Origin of the sequence: Mammaliicoccus sp. N-M50 (genome assembly GCF_022386995.1) — a bacterium.
Classification (GTDB): Bacteria; Bacillota; Bacilli; order Staphylococcales; family Staphylococcaceae; genus Mammaliicoccus; species Mammaliicoccus sciuri_A.
Genome location: NZ_JAJNJA010000008.1, coordinates 58746 through 77222, shown reverse-complemented (window position 1 = coordinate 77222; position 18477 = coordinate 58746). Strand labels below are relative to the sequence as shown.

The following is an 18477-nucleotide window of genomic DNA, read 5'->3' as shown; positions in this document are numbered from 1 at the left end:
GAAAATATATAAAATAGGAGTATGTATAATGTTTAAATCTTATATAGAAGAATGGCTTTCTAATCCAGGGAAAAATTTACTAGCTGGTATTGTTGTAGCGCTAGCACTTATTCCTGAAGCCATTGCATTTTCTATAATTGCAGGTGTAGATCCAATGGTAGGATTGTACGCTGCTTTTATTATTGCTACGACAACTTCAATAGTAGGCGGTAGACCTGCTATGATATCTGGAGCTGCAGGAGCTGTTGCGCTTATTGTAACACCTTTAGTAAGAGAACATGGTGTCGATTATTTATTTGCAGCAACGATACTCATGGGTATTATACAGTTATTATTAGGAATTCTCAAAATTGGTAGACTCATGAAGTTTATACCAAGGTCAGTCATGATTGGATTTGTAAATGCCTTAGCGATTATGATTTTTATGTCTCAACTTGAGCATATATTCGGTATTTCAATAAGTACATATATTTATATAGCTATTACATTACTCATTGTTTATATTGTACCAAAATATTTCAAAGCCATTCCTGCACCACTTATCGCAATTATTTTATTAACAACGCTATATATGGTAACAGGTTCTAATGTAAGAACAGTTGGCGATTTAGGCACGATAACGAGAGCATTTCCGAATTTCTTAATACCACAAGTTCCTTTTAACTTAGAGACATTAACTATCATTTTGCCGTATTCTTTATCAATGGCAATTGTAGGATTAGTAGAAAGTTTATTAACGGCTAAAATTGTCGATGAAGCAACAGATTCTCATAGTAATAAAAATAAAGAATCTAGAGGTCAAGGTATTGCCAATATTATCACTGGGCTATTTGGAGGAATGGGTGGCTGTGCCATGATTGGTCAATCTGTCATCAATGTAAAATCAGGTGCAACAAGTAGATTATCAACATTTACAGCGGGTGTCTTCTTAATCATTCTCATCCTATTATTAGGAGATGTAGTTGTACAAATTCCTATGCCAATTTTAGCGGGTATTATGGTTATGGTATCTATTAGTACGTTTGATTGGAAATCATTTAAGTACATTAAGCAAGCACCAAGAACAGATGCTGTCGTTATGATTTTGACAGTGATCATCGTGTTATTTACACATAACTTAGCTATAGGCGTTATTGTCGGTGTTATATTTAGTTCTTTATTCTTTGCTACTAAAATATCAAATGTTCATGTTCATCAAACAATAGAAAATCATTTTTATAAATATGCATTCACCGGGCAAATATTCTTTGTTTCAATAGATTCAATGATGAATCAGCTAGACTTTTCTATTGAAAATAGTCAGATTGAATTAGACTTTACACACGCTCATTTATGGGATGACTCAGCAGTCAATGCAATCGATTCAATGGTAAAAAAATTCGAAGATAAAAACAATACAGTATTTGTTAAACAATTAAATACAGATAGCAGAAAAATTATTTCCGAATTAAGTCAGCTCAATGAATCACATTTAACATAAGATTGGAAACTTTATTTAACCCCAATACAAAAAAGGCTCGGACACTAATGAATTGTCCAAGCCTTTTTTTATGTTATTAATTTTTATTGACTGATGCGTCATAGATTGAATCTACTGCGTCTTGTAATCCGCTATTAAATTCTTCTGCTGATTGTCCAGCGAATAGGTCAGTTACTAATGCACGTGAGAAACTTGCGATAAGTCCGTCATTTTCTTTAAGTAATTCATTTGCTTTTTCTCTTGAGTAACCGCCTGATAATGCAACGACACGAACAACGTTAGGGTGTTCGATTAATGATTTATATTGGTTTGGTTTTGTTGGAATTGTTAATTTCAACATAACGTATTGATCGTCGTTTAATTTATCTAATTCTTTCGCGATTTCTTCTTTTAAGATATCTTCAATTTCTTCTTTATCTTTAGCATTAATGTTCACTTCTGGTTCGATAATTGGAACTAATCCTGCTTCGATAATTTGTTTACCAATTTCAAATTGTTGTTCTACAACTTTAGCAATAGCTTCTTGATTTGCTTCAAGAATATTTGAACGCATTTTTGTACCAAATACATTACGTTCTTTTGCACGTTGTAATAACTCATCTAAACCAGGAATGACTTTCATTAACTGAACGCCATTTTCTTCATCTGCTAAACCTTTGTCTACTTTTAAGAAAGGAACGATACCTTTTGAAGCTAAGTAGTCAGAAGTATATTGACCTTCAACTTCACGGTCCATTGTTTGTTCAAATAAAATTGCACCTAATATTTTTTCAGAAGTAAAGGCTGGAGATGTTACGATACGTGTTCTCATTTCATGAACAAGTGTAAACATTTCATCTTCATTGCTGTATTGATTTTCATCAATACCATAATCTTTAAGAGCTTTTGGAGTACTACCACCACTTTGATCTAGTGCAGCTATAAAACCTTTACCATTTTTTATTTTTTCAAATTGTTCTTGGTTCATTTTTTCCACTCCTTTAGATATTTTCACTTATAGTATGATGATTTTTACCATTTATCGCAAGTTATTCAACTTTTAATGGTTTTTTTAAGAGAGAAAATGCTCAATAAATATGTCGAATTTAAGAAGATTGACGCATGATTATTTCATAAAAAGCTTATACGCATTATGATGTACATTAGGGAGGATTCTCAATGAATAAAAAATCAGCAATATTATTAATAGGTGGCTTAGCTATTGTAGCTTTAGCAGTCGCAGCTTTATTATTATTTTCAACGCAAAAAAGTACATACTACGGGTATATGGAGAATAGTACAACTGCAGAAAAAGTAGTCAGTGAGAAAAATAATGAAGTTACGGAAAATATCAAAATCGAATCAACAAGTGATTTCAAACCTAAAAAAGGTGATTTTGTAAAATTAATTTCAAACGATAACGGCAAAACATTTTATAAAAAAGAAGTCGTCAAACATGATGACATACCACATGGTTTAATGATGAAAATACATGATATGGAAATGTAAGAAATATAAAGTCTGAGACAAATGCTAATGTCTCGGACTTTTACTATTTTATTTAATAGTTACATATAGTAAAATTACATTTAACTTCTATAGAATGTGGGTGGTTAAAGTGATGTTAATCAGAAATAAACAAGAATCAGATGTTGAAGCGATTGCTAAGGTTCATTATGAGTCTTGGTTAACGACATATAGAGGAATTGTTCCAGATAGTTATTTGGATCAATTAACGTTAGCGTCATATGTTGAAAGACACCATAAATTTAATGCGCCATGTATTGTTGCAGAGGTTGATGGGGAAGTGATTGGATTTCTAATGTATGGTAAAGACAAAGATGAAGATACAAGTGATACATGTGGTGAAATTATGGTCATTTACTTACTTGAAGCATATCAACACCAAGGAATAGGCACACGTTTGATGCAAGAAGCGGAAAAACAAATGAAGGATAAATATGATGAATTAAGTCTTTGGGTTTTTGAAGATAATCATCCTACGATTAAATTTTATGAAAAACATGGCTTTAAAAAAGATGGTAAATCTGAAATAAGCGATGTTAGTAAAGAATTAAAAGAAGTAAGAATGATGAAAAGAATATGATACATATGGAATTGTGTTTTACGTGAAACGGGCAGATGTTTGGTCATCTGCTCGTTTATTTTTTTAGAAATATTAATTACTTATTCAATTTATTTAGGTTTTCAGAATAGATTTTTAAACAAATCAAAAATTATTCTAAAAAATATGATTAGTATTATTATACTAGGGTAACATATCAAGAAAGGAGGAATTAAATATGAGTAAAATAACAGATTCATTCTTAAATGCTTTAGATAGCATTATAGCATTCATACCAAACTTAATTAGTGCAATTATCTTATTAATTGTCGCTTGGTTAATTGCAGTAATTGTTAAAACAGTTATTGTGAAAGGTTTAAACGCAGTTGGTTTTGAAAAATGGCTAGAGAAAAAGGGGCTAACTGAATCAGGAAGTGGCAAATCAGGGTCTGAAGGCTTAATTCAGACATTTGGTAAATTAGCTTACTTCATTATATTCTTACTATTCTTACCATCAGTGTTTGATGCATTAAATATGACTTCTGTATCAACACCAATTAAGAACATGATGGGTAGTGTATTAGACTTCTTACCTAGAATTATTGTTGCGATTGTTATATTAGTTGTTGGTTTATTTATCGCAAAAGTATTGGGTACATTAGTTAAAAACTTATTAACAAATTTAAATGTTAGTAAATATAATCACTATGTAAACTTTGGTGAGAATAAAGAAAGTATTGATATTCCTTCAGCTGCAGGCTGGGTAATTTCAACAATCATTGGTTTATTCTTTGTTGTTGAATCATTAAATACAGTTAATTTAGAAGTGTTAAATACAATTGGTGAAGCAATTATTGGATACTTACCATTAGTAATTTCAGCAGCAATTATCTTATTAATTGGTTTCATTGGTGGTAACTTACTATCTAAATTAATTAAAAAATCTACAGGTAACGTATTCGTATCTGAAATCGTTAAATATTTAGTAATCATCGTTTCAGTATTTATGACATTAGATCAATTAAACTTTGCTCAAAGCATTGTTAATGTAGCATTCTTACTAATCTTAGGTGCTGTAGCAGTAGCATTTGCTATCTCATTCGGTATCGGTGGTAAGTCATTTGCAGAAAAAACATTATCAAAAATTGAACGTAAAGCTGAATCAGATGACAAATAAAAAATGATTAGAAAAAGCTGAGACATCCGTGTCTCAGCTTTTTTGTGGATATATTTAATGGGTGAGTGAAGGTAAATGATGAGTCAAGTCATGGCTTAAGTAGTGAATAAAGCCAAGAGATCGTCAAAGTCATGGCTTAAGTAGTGAATAAAGCCAAGAGATCGTTCAAGTCGTGGCTTAACGCCTGAATAAAGCCAAGAGATGGCTGAAGTCATGGCTTAAGTCCTGAATAAAGCCAAGAGATGGCTGAAGTCATGGCTTAGCGCCTGAATAAAGCCAAGAGATCGTCAAAGTCATGGCTTAAGTAGTGAGTAAAGCCAAGAGATAGCGAAAGTCTTGGCTTAAGTAGTGAATAAAGCTAAGAGATCGTCAAAGTCTTTCCTTAAACCCTAAACATCCTAACATTTTTCAAAAATCACATTCTATATCGTCACAATGCCCATCAAGATAGCGATAAATAGCATTAGGATGGAGAATCCCCAAACCCAGAAGAATGCGTATTTGATATATCTACCCATATTGATTTCTGCAAGTCCAACGGCTAACCATACTGCTGGTGCGAATGGACTGACGAATGTTCCAATTACGTTACCTATCATAAGTGAAAAGGCTGTTGATTGTGATGGAACGCCAAATTGACTGGCTGTTGATTCTACTATAGGTAAGATAGCGAAATAATAAGCATCTGTACTTGTTAATAAATCTAAAGGAACACCTAATACACCGATTATAATGTGTAAATATGGTCCTACAACTGTTGGTAATACTGCAATTAACGATAATGCAATCGATTCTAACATGCCTGTTTCATTAAGTATTCCTAGGAAGACGCCGGCTGCTAATATAACAGCTGCCATCATTAAGGCATTTGGTGCATGTGCCCGAATACGCTCCATTTGTTCGTCGACATCTCTAAAGTTTAATGGTAACGCGATTGCGACACCGAGCATAAATGCAAATTCAGGCGGTACAATATCTAATAACATCATAGCTACGACGATGACTGTAAGTATTAAATTGAGCCAAAGTATGTAAGTATGCTTAGTAGCTTCACCTTTAATAGTAGCATTCTCTTCTTGGTCTTTTTCATAGTTTGCAATAATTTCATCCATATTGATTTTTACAACATCTTCATTAGTAAAAGCTTTAGCAATACGTCTTTTTTCGCGGATTCCTAAATAGATAGAGAATAGAATTGCGAGTACGATTCCGACTAGTTGAATAGGTATAACTTGATACCATAAGTCGTTGATATTATCGACTTTAAGAACTGAAGCGGTTCTTGCCATTGGTCCGCCCCAAGGTACCATGTTGATAATTGCTGCACTTAATGCAAGAAGTAGTACTAATAAGTACGGGCTCATTTTTAGTGCCCTGTATAATGGTAATAAAGCAGGAATTGCTAGTAAGAAAGTAGTGGCACCAGCACCGTCTAATTGTGCAAAAGTACCGATAATCGTTGTAACAATTGCTACGATAATAATATTACCTCGTGTTAATTTAATCATTCCTCTAACAAAAGGTCTGAATAAACCACTATCTGAGATAATACCGAAATAGATAATTGCAAAAATAAACATGATTGCGACATTAAATACTTGATCAATACCGGATTCGACATATTTTCGAATATCTCCAAATCCATGACCAATGACTAATGCGCCAATTACAGGTATTAAAATCATTCCTACAACTGGACTAATTTTTTTCATAATTAACATTGCGACAATTGAAATAATAATAACGAGTCCAACTATTGTCAGCAGCGTATTTGGTTCTTCCATTTTTATCCCCCTCATTTTAATATAGCGCTTACATTATTAAAAATTAAAAAGCTTTCTACAACACATTAAAGTGTAATAGAAAGCATATGTTTATTATATCATTTTACATTAAAAATTAATATAATAATTTGAAAATTCTAATAATACTTTAATAATCAATTTCAAATCCTAAATCTTGAATCATGTCATAATCCATTTGATTTGGTTGACCACCAGTAATTAAATAGTCTCCAACAAAAATAGAATTCGCAACCATGAGTGATAATGATTGAAGCGATCTTAAATTTACTTCACGTCCACCAGCAATACGTATTTCTTTTGTAGGATTAATGAGCCTAAACATACATAGAATTCTAATACATTTCATAGGTGTTAAGTCATCCATACTACCAAACTTCGTACCTTTTATAGGATGTAAGAAATTGACTGGAATACTATCAGCATCTAATTGATTCAATGTAAAAGCCATATCGATAATATCTTCGTCAGATTCACCCATACCACAAATCACACCAGAACATGGTGAAATATTCTTTTCCTTCATTATATTAATTGTATTTACACGATCATCAAAACTATGTGTTGTCACAACTTCATCATGATAATTAGCACTAGTATTTATATTATGATTATATCGGTCTACACCACTGTTTTTAAGAGACTCTGCTTGTTGTTCATTTGTTAATCCGAGACAAGCACAAATCTTAAGTTGAGGATGATTTCTTTTAATTTGTTCAACAGAATCAGTAATATGAGAAATCTCTTTATCACTAGGACCACGACCACTCATAACAATACAGTAAGTTCCAATTTTATTTTCAGAAGCCACTTTAGCACCTTCAACAATTTGATTCTCCGGAATCAGTGCATATCTTTGAGATTTTTGTTTAACATCTCTTGATTGCCCGCAATAACCACAGTCTTCGGGGCAAATACCACTTTTGGCATTTAAAATCATATTCAGTTTTACTTTCTTACCATAATAATGATGTCGAACTTTATAAGCTTCTTGAACAAGTGTTAATGTATCAATCGATTCATCTTGATAAATTTTTAAAGCTTCATCAAATGTTAAGTGATGACCATTGATTACGTTATTTCCTAAAGTCATTAAAATTCCCCCTCTATAATTATTAATAGAATACTAATAATATTCTTAATTGTAAACCTAAATATTTTTAAGGTTAACAATTAATGATTAATTGCTAAAATATGGTAGAAATTACAATGAACTAGTGATAGCATATATATATTGAAAGGTTTAAATTATACATAGGGGAGATAAAATGAAGGGGTTTAAATCAGTCATTATATATAGTAGTTTAGCTTTATTACTTGTAGGGTGTGGAAACGAAGAAAGTTCAGCAAGTAAAGATAATGAGCACAATAATTCAGAACAGCAGTCAAATAAACATGAAAATGCGAAGTTGCCTACTATTGTATTTGAATCTGAGTTAACAAATGAAAAATTATCAAAATCAGAAATACATAAAAGTATTCAACGTTATTTAGATACAAATGAAAGTATTTATAAAGTGACAACAAAGATTGAAGAAAAAGTATGGGACGAACAACCTTTAACGAAGAGAGAAGCAGATCAATTAGAAGAAGGTAGAAAACTTTTAGAAAAGAATGACCAGAACTTCTCAAATTATATAGAAAATAATACACTCCCAAAAGGCTATCAAAAAGAAACAAATAGAATCAGTCAGTACTTTACAAGTTACAATCAAACAATTAAAAAATTAGATCAACAAGTGCAAAAAATAGAAGATAAAGCAGAAAAAGGTACCATCTCAACAAAAGATATAAAAGATTTCGTACCAGATAGTCAAAATGTAAATGGTAGACAACAAGCAAAAATAGAAAAATTCCTTAAACAAATCAATGTGACGACAAATGCGTTTAAAAGGTAGAAGGTTATTTTGAAAGATGGTGATTGTATGCAGAAGCGATTTTTAGAGAATCAAACACTAATAAGAGGAGCAAGCCTGTTTTTAATCTTTGTAATTGGAGCGCTTCTATATTCATTTATGTCAGTTCCGAAAATGCTTATTTTCATGGTTCCATTGTTTATATTATTGGTGATATTTTGTGATTGGTTAAGAGGTGTAGAAAAAGCTAAGAACATACAACATTTTATGACCTATAGGTTAATTATACTCTTAATAGGTGTTGTATTATTGGTTCAATATTTTTTAAGTATTTATCGAGAAGACGTAAAGTCTTTATACTTGTTTGCATGGCTTATAATATCATTTATCGCTGACATTATTGAAAATAAATATTTCCTTAAACAAAACAATATGAACACGAATTTGGATAAAAGCTAAAAAGTTATTTTGAAAGATGGTGGTCGTATGATGAAACAATTAATAAAAAAATAGAGAGTTATTAACGTTGGTATTTGTATTTATCATGATAGGAATATGTTTGTTGCTGGGTTTATTCCTAAATCTTGAACAAATTTTGATATGTATATCTCCTGTATTAATCATTTTCATGATGTTTAGAGATTGGCTAAAGGGACAAGAGGAAGCAAAAAATTTGAAGCATTTTATGGTATTTAGGCTCATCATTAACATAATAATCTTTGTATTAATGATTCTATATATTTTCAGTTCATACCAAAGTGATAGTGGCCCAAATATTTTGTATATGCTTGGCTGGTGTATTGTTATCTTTATCGGCTTTATTATTGAAAATAAATATTTCATAAAAAAAGAATCAGACAAATAATAATCAAGAAACTTAAAAGGCTGGGACAGTATGATCTGTCTCAGCCTTTTGGATATTTTAATATTTCATCTTTAATTGTTCTTTTTCAACCTCAGATATAAATGCATGGTCTATTGCTTTAATATTAATGTCTTTCATTTCTGCTATAGATAATAACTGATGGTTGTACAAGAGTTGATATTCTTTGTTTAAGTTTGTATTCGAAACTGTTCTATTATCTGTATTAATATTAAATGGAATGCCTTGTTCTATAAGCTTTCTAATATTAAGTTCTTCTACTGATTGAATTGCTTTTGTTTGTAAGTTGCTCGTTGGACAAATTTCTAATAATGCGTTGTGTTGTTTAATGTATGATAATGCTTGATTGTCTTGAATTGCTGCAACGCCATGTCCTATTCTTCGTGCACCGAGTTCGATTCCTTCTATTATATTATGTATACATCCACATTCACCGGCATGCAATGTTAAGTAATGGCCAAAATCTGTAGTATGTTGAATGGCTTCTTGTATGACTTTTGTAGGAAATGCTTCTTCAGGACCTGCAAAATCAAAACCTACAATGTGACGATTGGTTGTATTTAACTGATCTACTGATTTAAATAGTTCAATGTTTGTTTGGTTATCGTGATGTCGCATTCCACAAATTAGCAAATTGACTTTAATATCATATGTATCTTCAGCTTCGATTGCTCCGTTGTTAACAGCTTCTAAAATTTCTTCAATATTTAATCCTTTATCTGTATGGAAAAGTGGCGCAAATCGTATTTCTATATATTTAATGTTGTCATGATGTGCTTGTTGCGCGACATCGACAACTGCCTTCTCTAAACTATCTTTTGTTTGTAAAACTTTTAAAATGGTGTCGAAAGATTTTAAGTAGTCATCTAAGCTTTCGCAATTTTGGTCTACTTGAATATCTTCTAAATTAATAGATACATGTTGTTCTCGTGCGAGTTGCTGGATTAATTCGATACTAACAGAACCGTCTAGGTGACAGTGTAACTCTGTTTTTGCTACTTCATTTATTGTAGACATTGGGAATATCCTTTCTTTATCTATTGGTATGATTTTTAAATATAGTTATATATTATAAACAAATTCAGAAATATCTGGTAGTATTTAGCACAAATGTGTAGATTTTGTGAGAAAGTTTATAAAAATATTATTTTTTTATCTGAAAATTCTTGGTTTCGAATTATTAAAAATGCTATATTTATAGAATATTTTTAAAATTACAGTTTGAAAATTTAGTACATACATATTAAGAAGGGTCAGACATGAATAATAATTTGAAAAGAGCGTTAACGTCAAGACAAATGCAAATGATTGCGATTGGTGGCACAATTGGTGTTGGTTTATTTATGGGGGCATCAAGTACGATTAAGTGGACAGGACCATCCGTGTTATTAGCATATGCGATTGCAGGTGTATTTGTATTTTTAATTATGAGAGCGTTAGGTGAAATGGTTTACGTTTATCCAGACACGGGTTCATTTGCTAAGTTCGCAAATGATTATATTCACCCGTCATTTTCATTCGTAACCGCTGGAAGTAGTACATTTAACTGGATTATTGTCGGTATGAGTGAAGTTATAGCAGTAGGGTCGTATTTTAAATTTTGGTGGCCAGATTTACCTTCATGGATACCAGGTTTAGCTGTCGTTCTTATATTGCTTTCTGCAAACTTAGTTTCTGTTAAGTGGTTTGGTGAATTTGAATTTTGGTTTGCCGCTGTAAAAGTTGTAACGATTATATTAATGATTATTGCAGGGTTAGGGTTAATACTTTTTGGAATAGGTAATAACTTTAATCCGATTGGAATCAGTCATTTATGGGATCGTGGTGGTTTCTTCACAGGTGGTCTAAGTGGTTTCTTCTTTGCATTATCGATAGTATTTGGTTCTTATATTGGTATTGAATTAATTGGTATTACTGCAGGTGAAACGAAAGATCCACAGAAAAATATAGTAAAAGCGATTAACGGTGTTGTATGGAGAATATTAATTTTCTATATCGGTTCGATTTTCGTTATTGTAACTGTTTATCCATGGGATGAAGTGAATCAAATTGGTTCACCGTTTGTTGCGACATTTGCAAAAGTGGGTATCACTGCAGCTGCAACTATTATTAACTTTGTTGTAATTACAGCAGCAATGTCAGGGTGTAACTCTGGTATATTTAGTACGAGTCGTATGCTTTATACGTTATCTAAACAAAAGCAAATTTCTCAAATATTCTATAGAACGAATAAAAATGGTGTCCCACATATCGCTGTTATCGCAGTATCAATTGGTATCTTCTTCGGTATCGTCTTAGATATTGTATTACCTCTGATATTAGGTAAAGATACGAATATATTTGTATATGTGTTCAGCGCAGGTGTGCTTCCAGGTATGGTACCTTGGTTTGCTATTCTAATTAGTCATATGAATTTTAGAAAGAGAGAACAAATTAAAGATCATCCATTTAAGATGCCATTCGCACCAGTCAGTAATATAATCACAATTATTATGCTTGTATTAGTTGTTATTGGCATGTTGTTCAACGTTGAAACAAGAATCTCAGTCATTATTGGTATCGTATTTATTGCGATCATTAGTTTGTACGCATTTATTAAAAAGCCATAATATATGAATAAAAATACATGTACATTTCAGGATGTATATGTATTTTTTATAGTCTAAATCAAAATATAGTAAATCTATTTTATAACTATGAGTTGTTATATAACAGTTAAATAAAGGGATTTATAAATTAAATATTCAAAATTGACTATAGACATTATTTTATGAATATAATACAATTGATAACAGTTATCAATTAATAGGAGGGCATCATGAATAAATATTCAAGAATTTTTATGGCAGTATTAGTTGTTTCAGCAATGTTTCTAGCAGCATGTGGCAATAATAAAGGTAGTGAAGCAGGTGCTAAGAAATCTGAAACAATAGAAATAAAAGACGAATTAGGTACTCAAAAAGTTAAAAAGAATCCTAAAAACATTGTCGTGTTAGAGTATTCTTTTGCAGATGCAGTTAAAAATCTTGGCAATACACCAGTCGGTATTGCGGATGATAATAAGAAAGAAGTTATTAAAAAATTATATGGTGAAGATGTGAAATATACATCAGTTGGTACGCGTAAACAACCAAACTTAGAATCAATCAGTTCGCTTAAACCAGATTTGATTATAGCGGATGTTCAACGTCATAAAGGAATAAGTGAAGACTTGAAGAAAATTGCACCAACACTTGTATTGAAAAGTAGAGAAGCAAGCTACGATGATGTGAACGGCTCATTTAAAACAATTGGTAAAGCTTTAGGTAAAGAAGATAAAGCGAATCAATTACTTGAAGAGCAAGATGCAAAAATTAAAAAAGCTAAAGATAAAATAGATACAAAAGAAAACGAAGGTCAAAAAGTGATGATAGCTGTTGCGAGGGAAGATGCATTCCAAGCGCATACTTCTACTTCTTATGCTGGTCAACTATTAACGAAATTGGGATTAGACAACGCTGTAGAATCTAAAAATGCATATGAAGATATTAATTTAGAAAATTTATCTAAAATTAATCCGGATAAAATCATTTTTACAACTGACAAAAAGCATCCAATAACAGATGATTGGAAAGAAAAAGCGATTTGGAAAGATCTTAAAGCATATAAAAAAGGTCAAATATATCAAGTAGATAGAGACTTCTGGACAAGGTTCAGAGGTATTAATGCAAATGACTATATCATAAAAGATTTAGAAAAATATAACGAAGAGAAATAAATACTTGAACAATGAACGTACATACAATTGTCCGTTCATTGTTTTATTTCTGAGTTGAGTTGGTGATGTTATGAAAAAAGAAACGATAATCATTATAGCAACAGTCATAATTTTAATAATAGGCATTTTTATAAATTTAAGCTTTGCTTCATCAATTATGAGTTTTAAAACGATATTTCATGCTTTATTACATAATGATCATTCGAAAGATACATTAATTATTAGAACAGTAAGACTACCAAGACTATTAGTTGCGATTATGGTTGGTGTGAGTTTAGCGCTAGCAGGTGCAATCATGCAAGGTATTACGAGAAATGCACTTGCTTCACCTCAAACATTTGGTATTAATGCCGGTGCTTCGTTAGTGCTTGTTGCGGCATTAGTTTTCTTTCCTGATTATAATGGTAATCAAAGTGCGTATATTGGATTTATTGGTGCGATTTTAGGTGGCGTGATTGTGTATACCTTTATTTATGGACATGAGAATAATCAAGTTCGTTTAGCATTAGCGGGTATGACCATTCATTTATTACTATCTTCAGTCACTGAAGTGTTGATATTAATGAATGAAAACGCCACAGATATTCTATATTGGTTAACAGGGTCGTTAAACGGTAAAGATTGGGATAGTGTGGAAGTCTTATTACCATGGTTTGTAATCGGTACGATTATCACAATTATGTTAGCGAGACATTTAACGGTTATTTCACTTGGTGATGATTTAGCTACAGGTTTAGGTGTTTATAAGAAACTGATTTATATCGTATTTGGATTGATGGTTATTATTCTAGCTGGTTCATCAGTATCTGTTGCAGGTCCAATTGGCTTTGTAGGCTTAATTGCACCTCATATTTCTAAGAGGTTGATTAGAGGCGGTTATGAAAGACATATTATATTAACAGCACTTATTGGTGCAGTGTTACTTGTTTATTCAGATGCGTTATCACATATTATTGCATATCCTTATGAATCGCCTGTCGGAATTGTAACAGCTTTAATAGGCGGACCGTTCTTCCTTTACTTGTGTAAAAATGGAAGGAGTGTTCAAAAAGGATGAAACTTAAATGGAAATATATCATCGTTTCACTCGTACTATTGGTCGCATTATTCATTAATCTACAAGTAGGTTCTCAGTTTATAGGTACATCAAAGATTATATCTACATTTTCTGGCTTTTCAGATGATTATGATTTTGTTGTATATAATTATCGATTGCCAAGAATGATTATTTCATTGATTGGTGGAGGCTTATTAGGTGTATCAGGTGCTATTGTCCAAAGTTTACTGAGAAATCCTTTAGCATCACCAGATATCATAGGTGTTACAAAAGGAGCAGGATTATTTGCAGTCGCACAAACATTATTGTTACCAGCACTACCATTTTATTTCTTAGGTATTGCTTCATTTATAGGTGCAGTTGTACTCATCATGCTTATTATGCTTATCGGCAAATTGTTCCAAGCAAGTACATACACCATTGCATTAATAGGTGTTGCTTTAAGTGCGATTTGTCAGGCAGGTCTTCAATATTTCATGATTAGATATCCAGACAATATCAATACGACATTATTGTGGTTGTCAGGAAGTGTATGGGGACGTAATTATGATGACTTATGGTTCTTTATACCTGGCATAGTGGTGTTGCCATTTATTTTCTTATTTGCTCGTAAAATTGACATATTAAGTTTAGGTGATGAATCTGCTGTCAGTTTGGGTGAAAAAGTATCTCTTATTAGAAACGTATATCTTGTGATGGCAGCAATTTGTGTTGGATCTGTTGTGTCAGTAACAGGAACAATTGGCTTTATAGGCTTAATTGCACCTCATATTGCAAGACTATTAGTTGGGCCAAAAGCCATTAAATTGTTACCATTGTCAGCTTTAATAGGGTCAATATTCTTATTAGTAGCAGATGCAATAGGTAAAGGGTTGTTTCCACCACTCGAAATTCCTGCAGGTGTAGTAACAGCCATTATAGGTGCACCTTATTTCTTATATTTATTAAAAAAATCTCAAAGAGTGTAATGAGTTATTTAGCCGAAACAGTCATGATTGTTTCGGCTTTTTGATAGGCATAATTATTTCTTGAGAAATATGGCTGTGATAACATTGCATTAAAAAGAATATTAAGGAAGTGTAAGTATGTCTAATCAATCTGCTTTATTAGTTATGGATATGCAAAATGGTATTGTTGGTAGTTTATCTAATTCGAGTGAAATTATCGATAAAAACAAAAAGGCTATCGAAAGTGCTAGGAAACATCAAATTCCAGTCATTTTTGTGAGAGTCGCTTTTTCGAAAGGATTTCATGAAGTGTCACCTCACAACAAATCATTTTCACGAATTAAAGCAAGTGGACAACAAATGAGTGTGAATGATGCAGCAACTCAAATTATAGACGAACTTGCACCAAATGAAGATGAAGTTGTTGTTACAAAACATCGCTTTAGTGCTTTTACAGGTAGTAATTTAGAAGTGTTATTGCGTGGTATGCAAGTTGATCACCTTATTTTAACAGGTGTGGTAACGAGTGGTGTTGTATTATCTACTTTAGTTGAAGCGGCAGACAAAGACTTTGAATTAACGGTCTTATCAGATGCGATGACAGACAGAGATCTTGAAACACATCAATTTTTAATTGATAAAATTTTTCCTAGGTATGCGGAAGTAACTGAGACGATAGATTGGTCAAATACAATCGTATAGATAGGAGATAATTTATATGCTTCAAGTTTCGAGTGAGGAAACCTTTAATACGAAACTATATCCTCCAATGATTTTAGGGTCAATATTGAATCCTATCAACTCTTCTATGTTAGCTGTTGCACTTATACCAATTGCACAAGCTTTTGATATACCTTTTTATCAAACGACATGGCTTGTGTCATCGTTATATTTAGCAACGAGTATTGGTCAACCAGTGATAGGTAAACTTATAGATATATTTGGCCCTAGAGGGTTGTTTTTATTTGCTACAAGTTTAGTAGGTGTAGCAAGTTTGATTGCGATTTTTACACCATCTTTTTATGGATTAGTATTAGCAAGATTTCTTATAGGTATTGGTACTTGTGCAGGTTATCCTTCAGCAATGTATTTAATCAGTTATGAGGGCAAGCGCACAGGTAAAGATAGTCCAAGTAAAATATTAACAATGTTATCGATATCCAATCAGACGATTTCTGTTATTGGTCCAACAATCGGTGGTTTATTAATTCACAGTGGCGGTTGGCAAGCAATATTCTTAGTTAATGTTCCACTTTCCATTCTGTCATTCGTATTTGGATTTTTATATTATCCAAAAGTTGAAAGTCCGAAAAAATTAAATGCATTAAAAGAACAGATAGACTTTATAGGTATAACGTTGTTTACGATTACTTTAACAACATGGATGATTTTCTTTATGGAGCCAGATCAATCCATTTTTTATCTATTTATAATTGGACTGTTCAATTTAGTTGCTTTTGTTATTGTTGAACTCAAATCTAAAAAGCCATTCATTGATTTAAGAGTACTTGGACACAATGGTGCCTTAAACAACACGTATGTAAGATCTCTACTTACAGCAGTTATTTCTTATAGTGTGCTATATGGATATGTTCAATGGTTAGAAGAGGGTAGGGGGTTGACTGCTGCACATGCAGGACTCATGATGATACCTCAATTCTTAGTTGGGATTTTTATGGCACAGTTAACAGGCACAAGGCTATCAATCAAGTTCAAACTATATTTAGGAACAATTTGTGCACTCATTACGATGATAGGGTTTCAATTCATACAAGCTGATACACCATTATGGATATTAATATTATTAGCAGCAATTTTCGGTGTGCCACAAGGATTACTAAATTTAGCAAACCAAAATGCACTTTATCATCAAGCACCAAAATCAATGATAGGCATGTCTGCAGGATTATTAAGAACTGCGATGTATATCGGAGCAATCGTATCATCCACTCTTATCAGTACATTATTCAAAGGTGACCACATCACAAATGGTATACATGAACTAGGCTTATTCTGTATGCTGATAGGCGTAGTTATCATTATTCTAACCTTTGTAAGCAGACGTTCATTAAGCGCAAGGTAAGACTGCGGGTTGTCTGAAGTTAGAGAGAGGGAAGGGTGAGTTTTGGAGTGGATGCATAGAGTTAGAAGTCGTGGCTTAATGTGTGAATAAAGCCAAGAGATGAGCCAAGTCGTGGCTTAAGTAGTGAATAAAGCCAATAGATAGCCGAAGTCATGGCTTAACGCCTGAATAAAACCAAGAGATAGTCGAAGTCGTGGCTTAATGTGTGAGTAAAGCCAAGAGATAGCTAAAGTCGTGGCTTAATGTGTGAGTAAAGCCAAGAGATCGTCCAAGTTATGGCTTAAGTACTGAATAAAGCCAAGAGATGGCCCAAGTCTTGGCTTAACACCTGAGTAAAGCCACAACTCCAAACAATTCCACATTCTCCATCAAAAAAAGAGCTAGGACACGTATCCTAGCTCTTTTCATATTTATTTCATTTCTTTAAATGCTTTTAAGAATATTTCTCTTTGTTTTTCTAATGAAATTGGGTCGTTATATTGTGTTTCTGATACATCGAATTTAACGACGTGATCATTTTTCTTAGCTTCTGTATTTGCCCAAACATTTGTATCTTCGAATGGTGCTTTTTGATCTCCGTTTGCTGCGATTACAACAAAGTCACCTAAATATTTATCGAATTCTTCTGGTGTTATTGAGATAGCATTTGTTTTTTCTGTTGCTTTCTTAAGGTCTTCTGGTTGTTTTAATCCCCAACCGCTATATAAGATTTCAGTACCTCGACCTAATTCATCACTGAATGCCATTAGTCCCTTTGGTGTTTGTTGTAAGACTGTCGCTGTTTTTCCTTTAATAAGTGGATCTAATTCTTCTTTATCATTTTTAAGTTTTTTATCCCATTCTTTAATCCACTCTTTAGCTTTATCTTCTTCGCCGACTAATTCTGCTAATTTAGTTGTATTATCTTTATATGTAGAAGTCATTGCATCAAAAGTAACGGTAGGTGCAATTTTTTTAAGTTTATTAAGGTTTTTGTCTTGTGCACTCGTAATAATTAAGTCTGGTTTAGATTTCGCAACTTGTTCAACATTTGTTTGATCTATTTTCTTAGCATCTTTCGTAACATCTTTAAGTACTTTATTTTGATTAATAAATTCTGGTACCACTACTGGAGTATGATCAAATTTAACTAATGCGCCGACATATGTTGGATGTAATACTGCAATTCGTTTAGGATCTTTTGGTACGTCAACTTTCTTACCATTATCCATCGTAAATGATTTTGTATCAGAGTTTGAATCTTTCTTACTACTTGAATCTTTATTGTCATTGTTGTTCCCGCATGCTGCAACAAATAAAATTAACGTTAATACTAAAATTAATACCTTTTTCATTAAAAGGCCTCCCCTTTGTTATTGATATTGATAATCTTTCTCAATTGTATCAAAATA

At 32.3% G+C, this 18477-nt stretch carries 17 protein-coding genes; 12 read left to right on the top strand and 5 right to left on the bottom strand.

The window, feature by feature from the left end:
• Positions 1 to 28 precede the first annotated feature (28 nt).
• Positions 29 to 1480 carry a SulP family inorganic anion transporter gene (locus tag LQ622_RS12345; RefSeq protein WP_239762263.1) on the top strand — a complete coding sequence of 484 codons (1452 nt, stop codon included), beginning with the start codon at positions 29 to 31 and terminating at the stop codon, positions 1478 to 1480.
• Positions 1481 to 1556: 76 nt separating this feature from the next.
• Here the strand turns inward: LQ622_RS12345 and LQ622_RS12340 are convergent, their stop codons facing one another.
• On the bottom strand, positions 1557 to 2447 hold the full coding sequence (locus LQ622_RS12340) for a fructose bisphosphate aldolase (RefSeq protein ID WP_037590178.1): 891 nt from the start codon (positions 2445 to 2447) through the stop codon (positions 1557 to 1559).
• A 191-nt stretch (positions 2448 to 2638) separates the two neighbouring features.
• Between LQ622_RS12340 and LQ622_RS12335 the strand changes: the two genes are divergently transcribed.
• The 3 genes from LQ622_RS12335 to LQ622_RS12325 all read left to right on the top strand — a co-directional run bounded on the left by LQ622_RS12335 (position 2639) and on the right by LQ622_RS12325 (position 4701).
• Positions 2639 to 2968, top strand: coding sequence for a DUF4889 domain-containing protein (locus tag LQ622_RS12335; protein WP_025907313.1), 330 nt, complete (start codon positions 2639 to 2641; stop codon positions 2966 to 2968).
• Positions 2969 to 3080: 112 nt separating this feature from the next.
• Positions 3081 to 3566, top strand: coding sequence for a GNAT family N-acetyltransferase (locus LQ622_RS12330; RefSeq protein WP_159315978.1), 486 nt, complete (start codon positions 3081 to 3083; stop codon positions 3564 to 3566).
• 196 nt (positions 3567 to 3762) lie between these two features.
• Positions 3763 to 4701 carry a mechanosensitive ion channel gene (locus tag LQ622_RS12325; protein WP_239775300.1) on the top strand — a complete coding sequence of 313 codons (939 nt, stop codon included), beginning with the start codon at positions 3763 to 3765 and terminating at the stop codon, positions 4699 to 4701.
• Between the two features lie 422 nt (positions 4702 to 5123).
• On the opposite strand, the gene LQ622_RS12320 is transcribed toward LQ622_RS12325, so the two are convergent.
• The gene (locus LQ622_RS12320) at positions 5124 to 6485 is read right to left on the bottom strand and encodes a CitMHS family transporter (RefSeq protein WP_204255560.1); all 1362 of its coding nucleotides are present in this window, start codon (positions 6483 to 6485) and stop codon (positions 5124 to 5126) included.
• A gap of 148 nt (positions 6486 to 6633) precedes the next feature.
• The gene (bioB, locus tag LQ622_RS12315) at positions 6634 to 7596 is read right to left on the bottom strand and encodes a biotin synthase BioB (RefSeq protein ID WP_126477985.1); all 963 of its coding nucleotides are present in this window, start codon (positions 7594 to 7596) and stop codon (positions 6634 to 6636) included.
• Between the two features lie 175 nt (positions 7597 to 7771).
• Here bioB and LQ622_RS12310 point away from each other — a divergent pair, with 175 nt between their 5' ends.
• Together LQ622_RS12310 and LQ622_RS12305 are read left to right on the top strand one after the other, a co-directional pair.
• Positions 7772 to 8401 (top strand): NDxxF motif lipoprotein, encoded by a 630-nt coding sequence (locus LQ622_RS12310; protein WP_239775298.1) that lies wholly within the window; start codon positions 7772 to 7774, stop codon positions 8399 to 8401.
• Positions 8402 to 8410: 9 nt separating this feature from the next.
• Positions 8411 to 8818 (top strand): hypothetical protein, encoded by a 408-nt coding sequence (locus tag LQ622_RS12305; protein WP_239775296.1) that lies wholly within the window; start codon positions 8411 to 8413, stop codon positions 8816 to 8818.
• Positions 8819 to 9281: 463 nt separating this feature from the next.
• On the opposite strand, the gene add is transcribed toward LQ622_RS12305, so the two are convergent.
• Complete coding sequence (add, locus tag LQ622_RS12300; RefSeq protein ID WP_239775294.1) at positions 9282 to 10259, bottom strand: adenosine deaminase; 978 nt, start codon at positions 10257 to 10259, stop codon at positions 9282 to 9284.
• A 242-nt stretch (positions 10260 to 10501) separates the two neighbouring features.
• On the opposite strand from add, the gene LQ622_RS12295 reads away from it, so the two are divergent.
• From LQ622_RS12295 to LQ622_RS12270, 6 genes are all read left to right on the top strand, one after another.
• Positions 10502 to 11851: an amino acid permease gene (locus tag LQ622_RS12295; RefSeq protein ID WP_239775292.1), complete on the top strand. Its 1350-nt coding sequence runs from the start codon at positions 10502 to 10504 to the stop codon at positions 11849 to 11851.
• 209 nt (positions 11852 to 12060) lie between these two features.
• On the top strand, positions 12061 to 12999 hold the full coding sequence (locus LQ622_RS12290; protein ID WP_239775290.1) for an ABC transporter substrate-binding protein: 939 nt from the start codon (positions 12061 to 12063) through the stop codon (positions 12997 to 12999).
• 70 nt (positions 13000 to 13069) lie between these two features.
• Positions 13070 to 14056 carry a FecCD family ABC transporter permease gene (locus tag LQ622_RS12285; protein WP_103361815.1) on the top strand — a complete coding sequence of 329 codons (987 nt, stop codon included), beginning with the start codon at positions 13070 to 13072 and terminating at the stop codon, positions 14054 to 14056.
• Positions 14053 to 15024 (top strand): FecCD family ABC transporter permease, encoded by a 972-nt coding sequence (locus tag LQ622_RS12280; RefSeq protein WP_239775288.1) that lies wholly within the window; start codon positions 14053 to 14055, stop codon positions 15022 to 15024. Before LQ622_RS12285 ends, LQ622_RS12280 begins: the two co-directional genes overlap by 4 nt.
• Positions 15025 to 15141: 117 nt before the next feature.
• Positions 15142 to 15705 (top strand): cysteine hydrolase family protein, encoded by a 564-nt coding sequence (locus LQ622_RS12275; protein WP_239775286.1) that lies wholly within the window; start codon positions 15142 to 15144, stop codon positions 15703 to 15705.
• A gap of 16 nt (positions 15706 to 15721) precedes the next feature.
• Positions 15722 to 17086 carry an MFS transporter gene (locus tag LQ622_RS12270; protein WP_239775284.1) on the top strand — a complete coding sequence of 455 codons (1365 nt, stop codon included), beginning with the start codon at positions 15722 to 15724 and terminating at the stop codon, positions 17084 to 17086.
• Positions 17087 to 17496: 410 nt separating this feature from the next.
• Here the strand turns inward: LQ622_RS12270 and LQ622_RS12265 are convergent, their stop codons facing one another.
• Positions 17497 to 18420 (bottom strand): ABC transporter substrate-binding protein, encoded by a 924-nt coding sequence (locus LQ622_RS12265; protein ID WP_239775283.1) that lies wholly within the window; start codon positions 18418 to 18420, stop codon positions 17497 to 17499.
• Between the last annotated feature and the right edge of the window lie 57 nt (positions 18421 to 18477).

Coding starts and splice junctions, on each gene's coding strand:
- LQ622_RS12345 (WP_239762263.1), top strand. CDS start 29: ATGTTTAAATCTTATATAGAAGAATGGCTTTCTAATCCAGGGAAAAAT.
- LQ622_RS12340 (WP_037590178.1), bottom strand. CDS start 2,447: ATGAACCAAGAACAATTTGAAAAAATAAAAAATGGTAAAGGTTTTATA.
- LQ622_RS12335 (WP_025907313.1), top strand. CDS start 2,639: ATGAATAAAAAATCAGCAATATTATTAATAGGTGGCTTAGCTATTGTA.
- LQ622_RS12330 (WP_159315978.1), top strand. CDS start 3,081: ATGTTAATCAGAAATAAACAAGAATCAGATGTTGAAGCGATTGCTAAG.
- LQ622_RS12325 (WP_239775300.1), top strand. CDS start 3,763: ATGAGTAAAATAACAGATTCATTCTTAAATGCTTTAGATAGCATTATA.
- LQ622_RS12320 (WP_204255560.1), bottom strand. CDS start 6,485: ATGGAAGAACCAAATACGCTGCTGACAATAGTTGGACTCGTTATTATT.
- bioB (WP_126477985.1), bottom strand. CDS start 7,596: ATGACTTTAGGAAATAACGTAATCAATGGTCATCACTTAACATTTGAT.
- LQ622_RS12310 (WP_239775298.1), top strand. CDS start 7,772: ATGAAGGGGTTTAAATCAGTCATTATATATAGTAGTTTAGCTTTATTA.
- add (WP_239775294.1), bottom strand. CDS start 10,259: ATGTCTACAATAAATGAAGTAGCAAAAACAGAGTTACACTGTCACCTA.
- LQ622_RS12295 (WP_239775292.1), top strand. CDS start 10,502: ATGAATAATAATTTGAAAAGAGCGTTAACGTCAAGACAAATGCAAATG.
- LQ622_RS12290 (WP_239775290.1), top strand. CDS start 12,061: ATGAATAAATATTCAAGAATTTTTATGGCAGTATTAGTTGTTTCAGCA.
- LQ622_RS12285 (WP_103361815.1), top strand. CDS start 13,070: ATGAAAAAAGAAACGATAATCATTATAGCAACAGTCATAATTTTAATA.
- LQ622_RS12280 (WP_239775288.1), top strand. CDS start 14,053: ATGAAACTTAAATGGAAATATATCATCGTTTCACTCGTACTATTGGTC.
- LQ622_RS12275 (WP_239775286.1), top strand. CDS start 15,142: ATGTCTAATCAATCTGCTTTATTAGTTATGGATATGCAAAATGGTATT.
- LQ622_RS12270 (WP_239775284.1), top strand. CDS start 15,722: ATGCTTCAAGTTTCGAGTGAGGAAACCTTTAATACGAAACTATATCCT.
- LQ622_RS12265 (WP_239775283.1), bottom strand. CDS start 18,420: ATGAAAAAGGTATTAATTTTAGTATTAACGTTAATTTTATTTGTTGCA.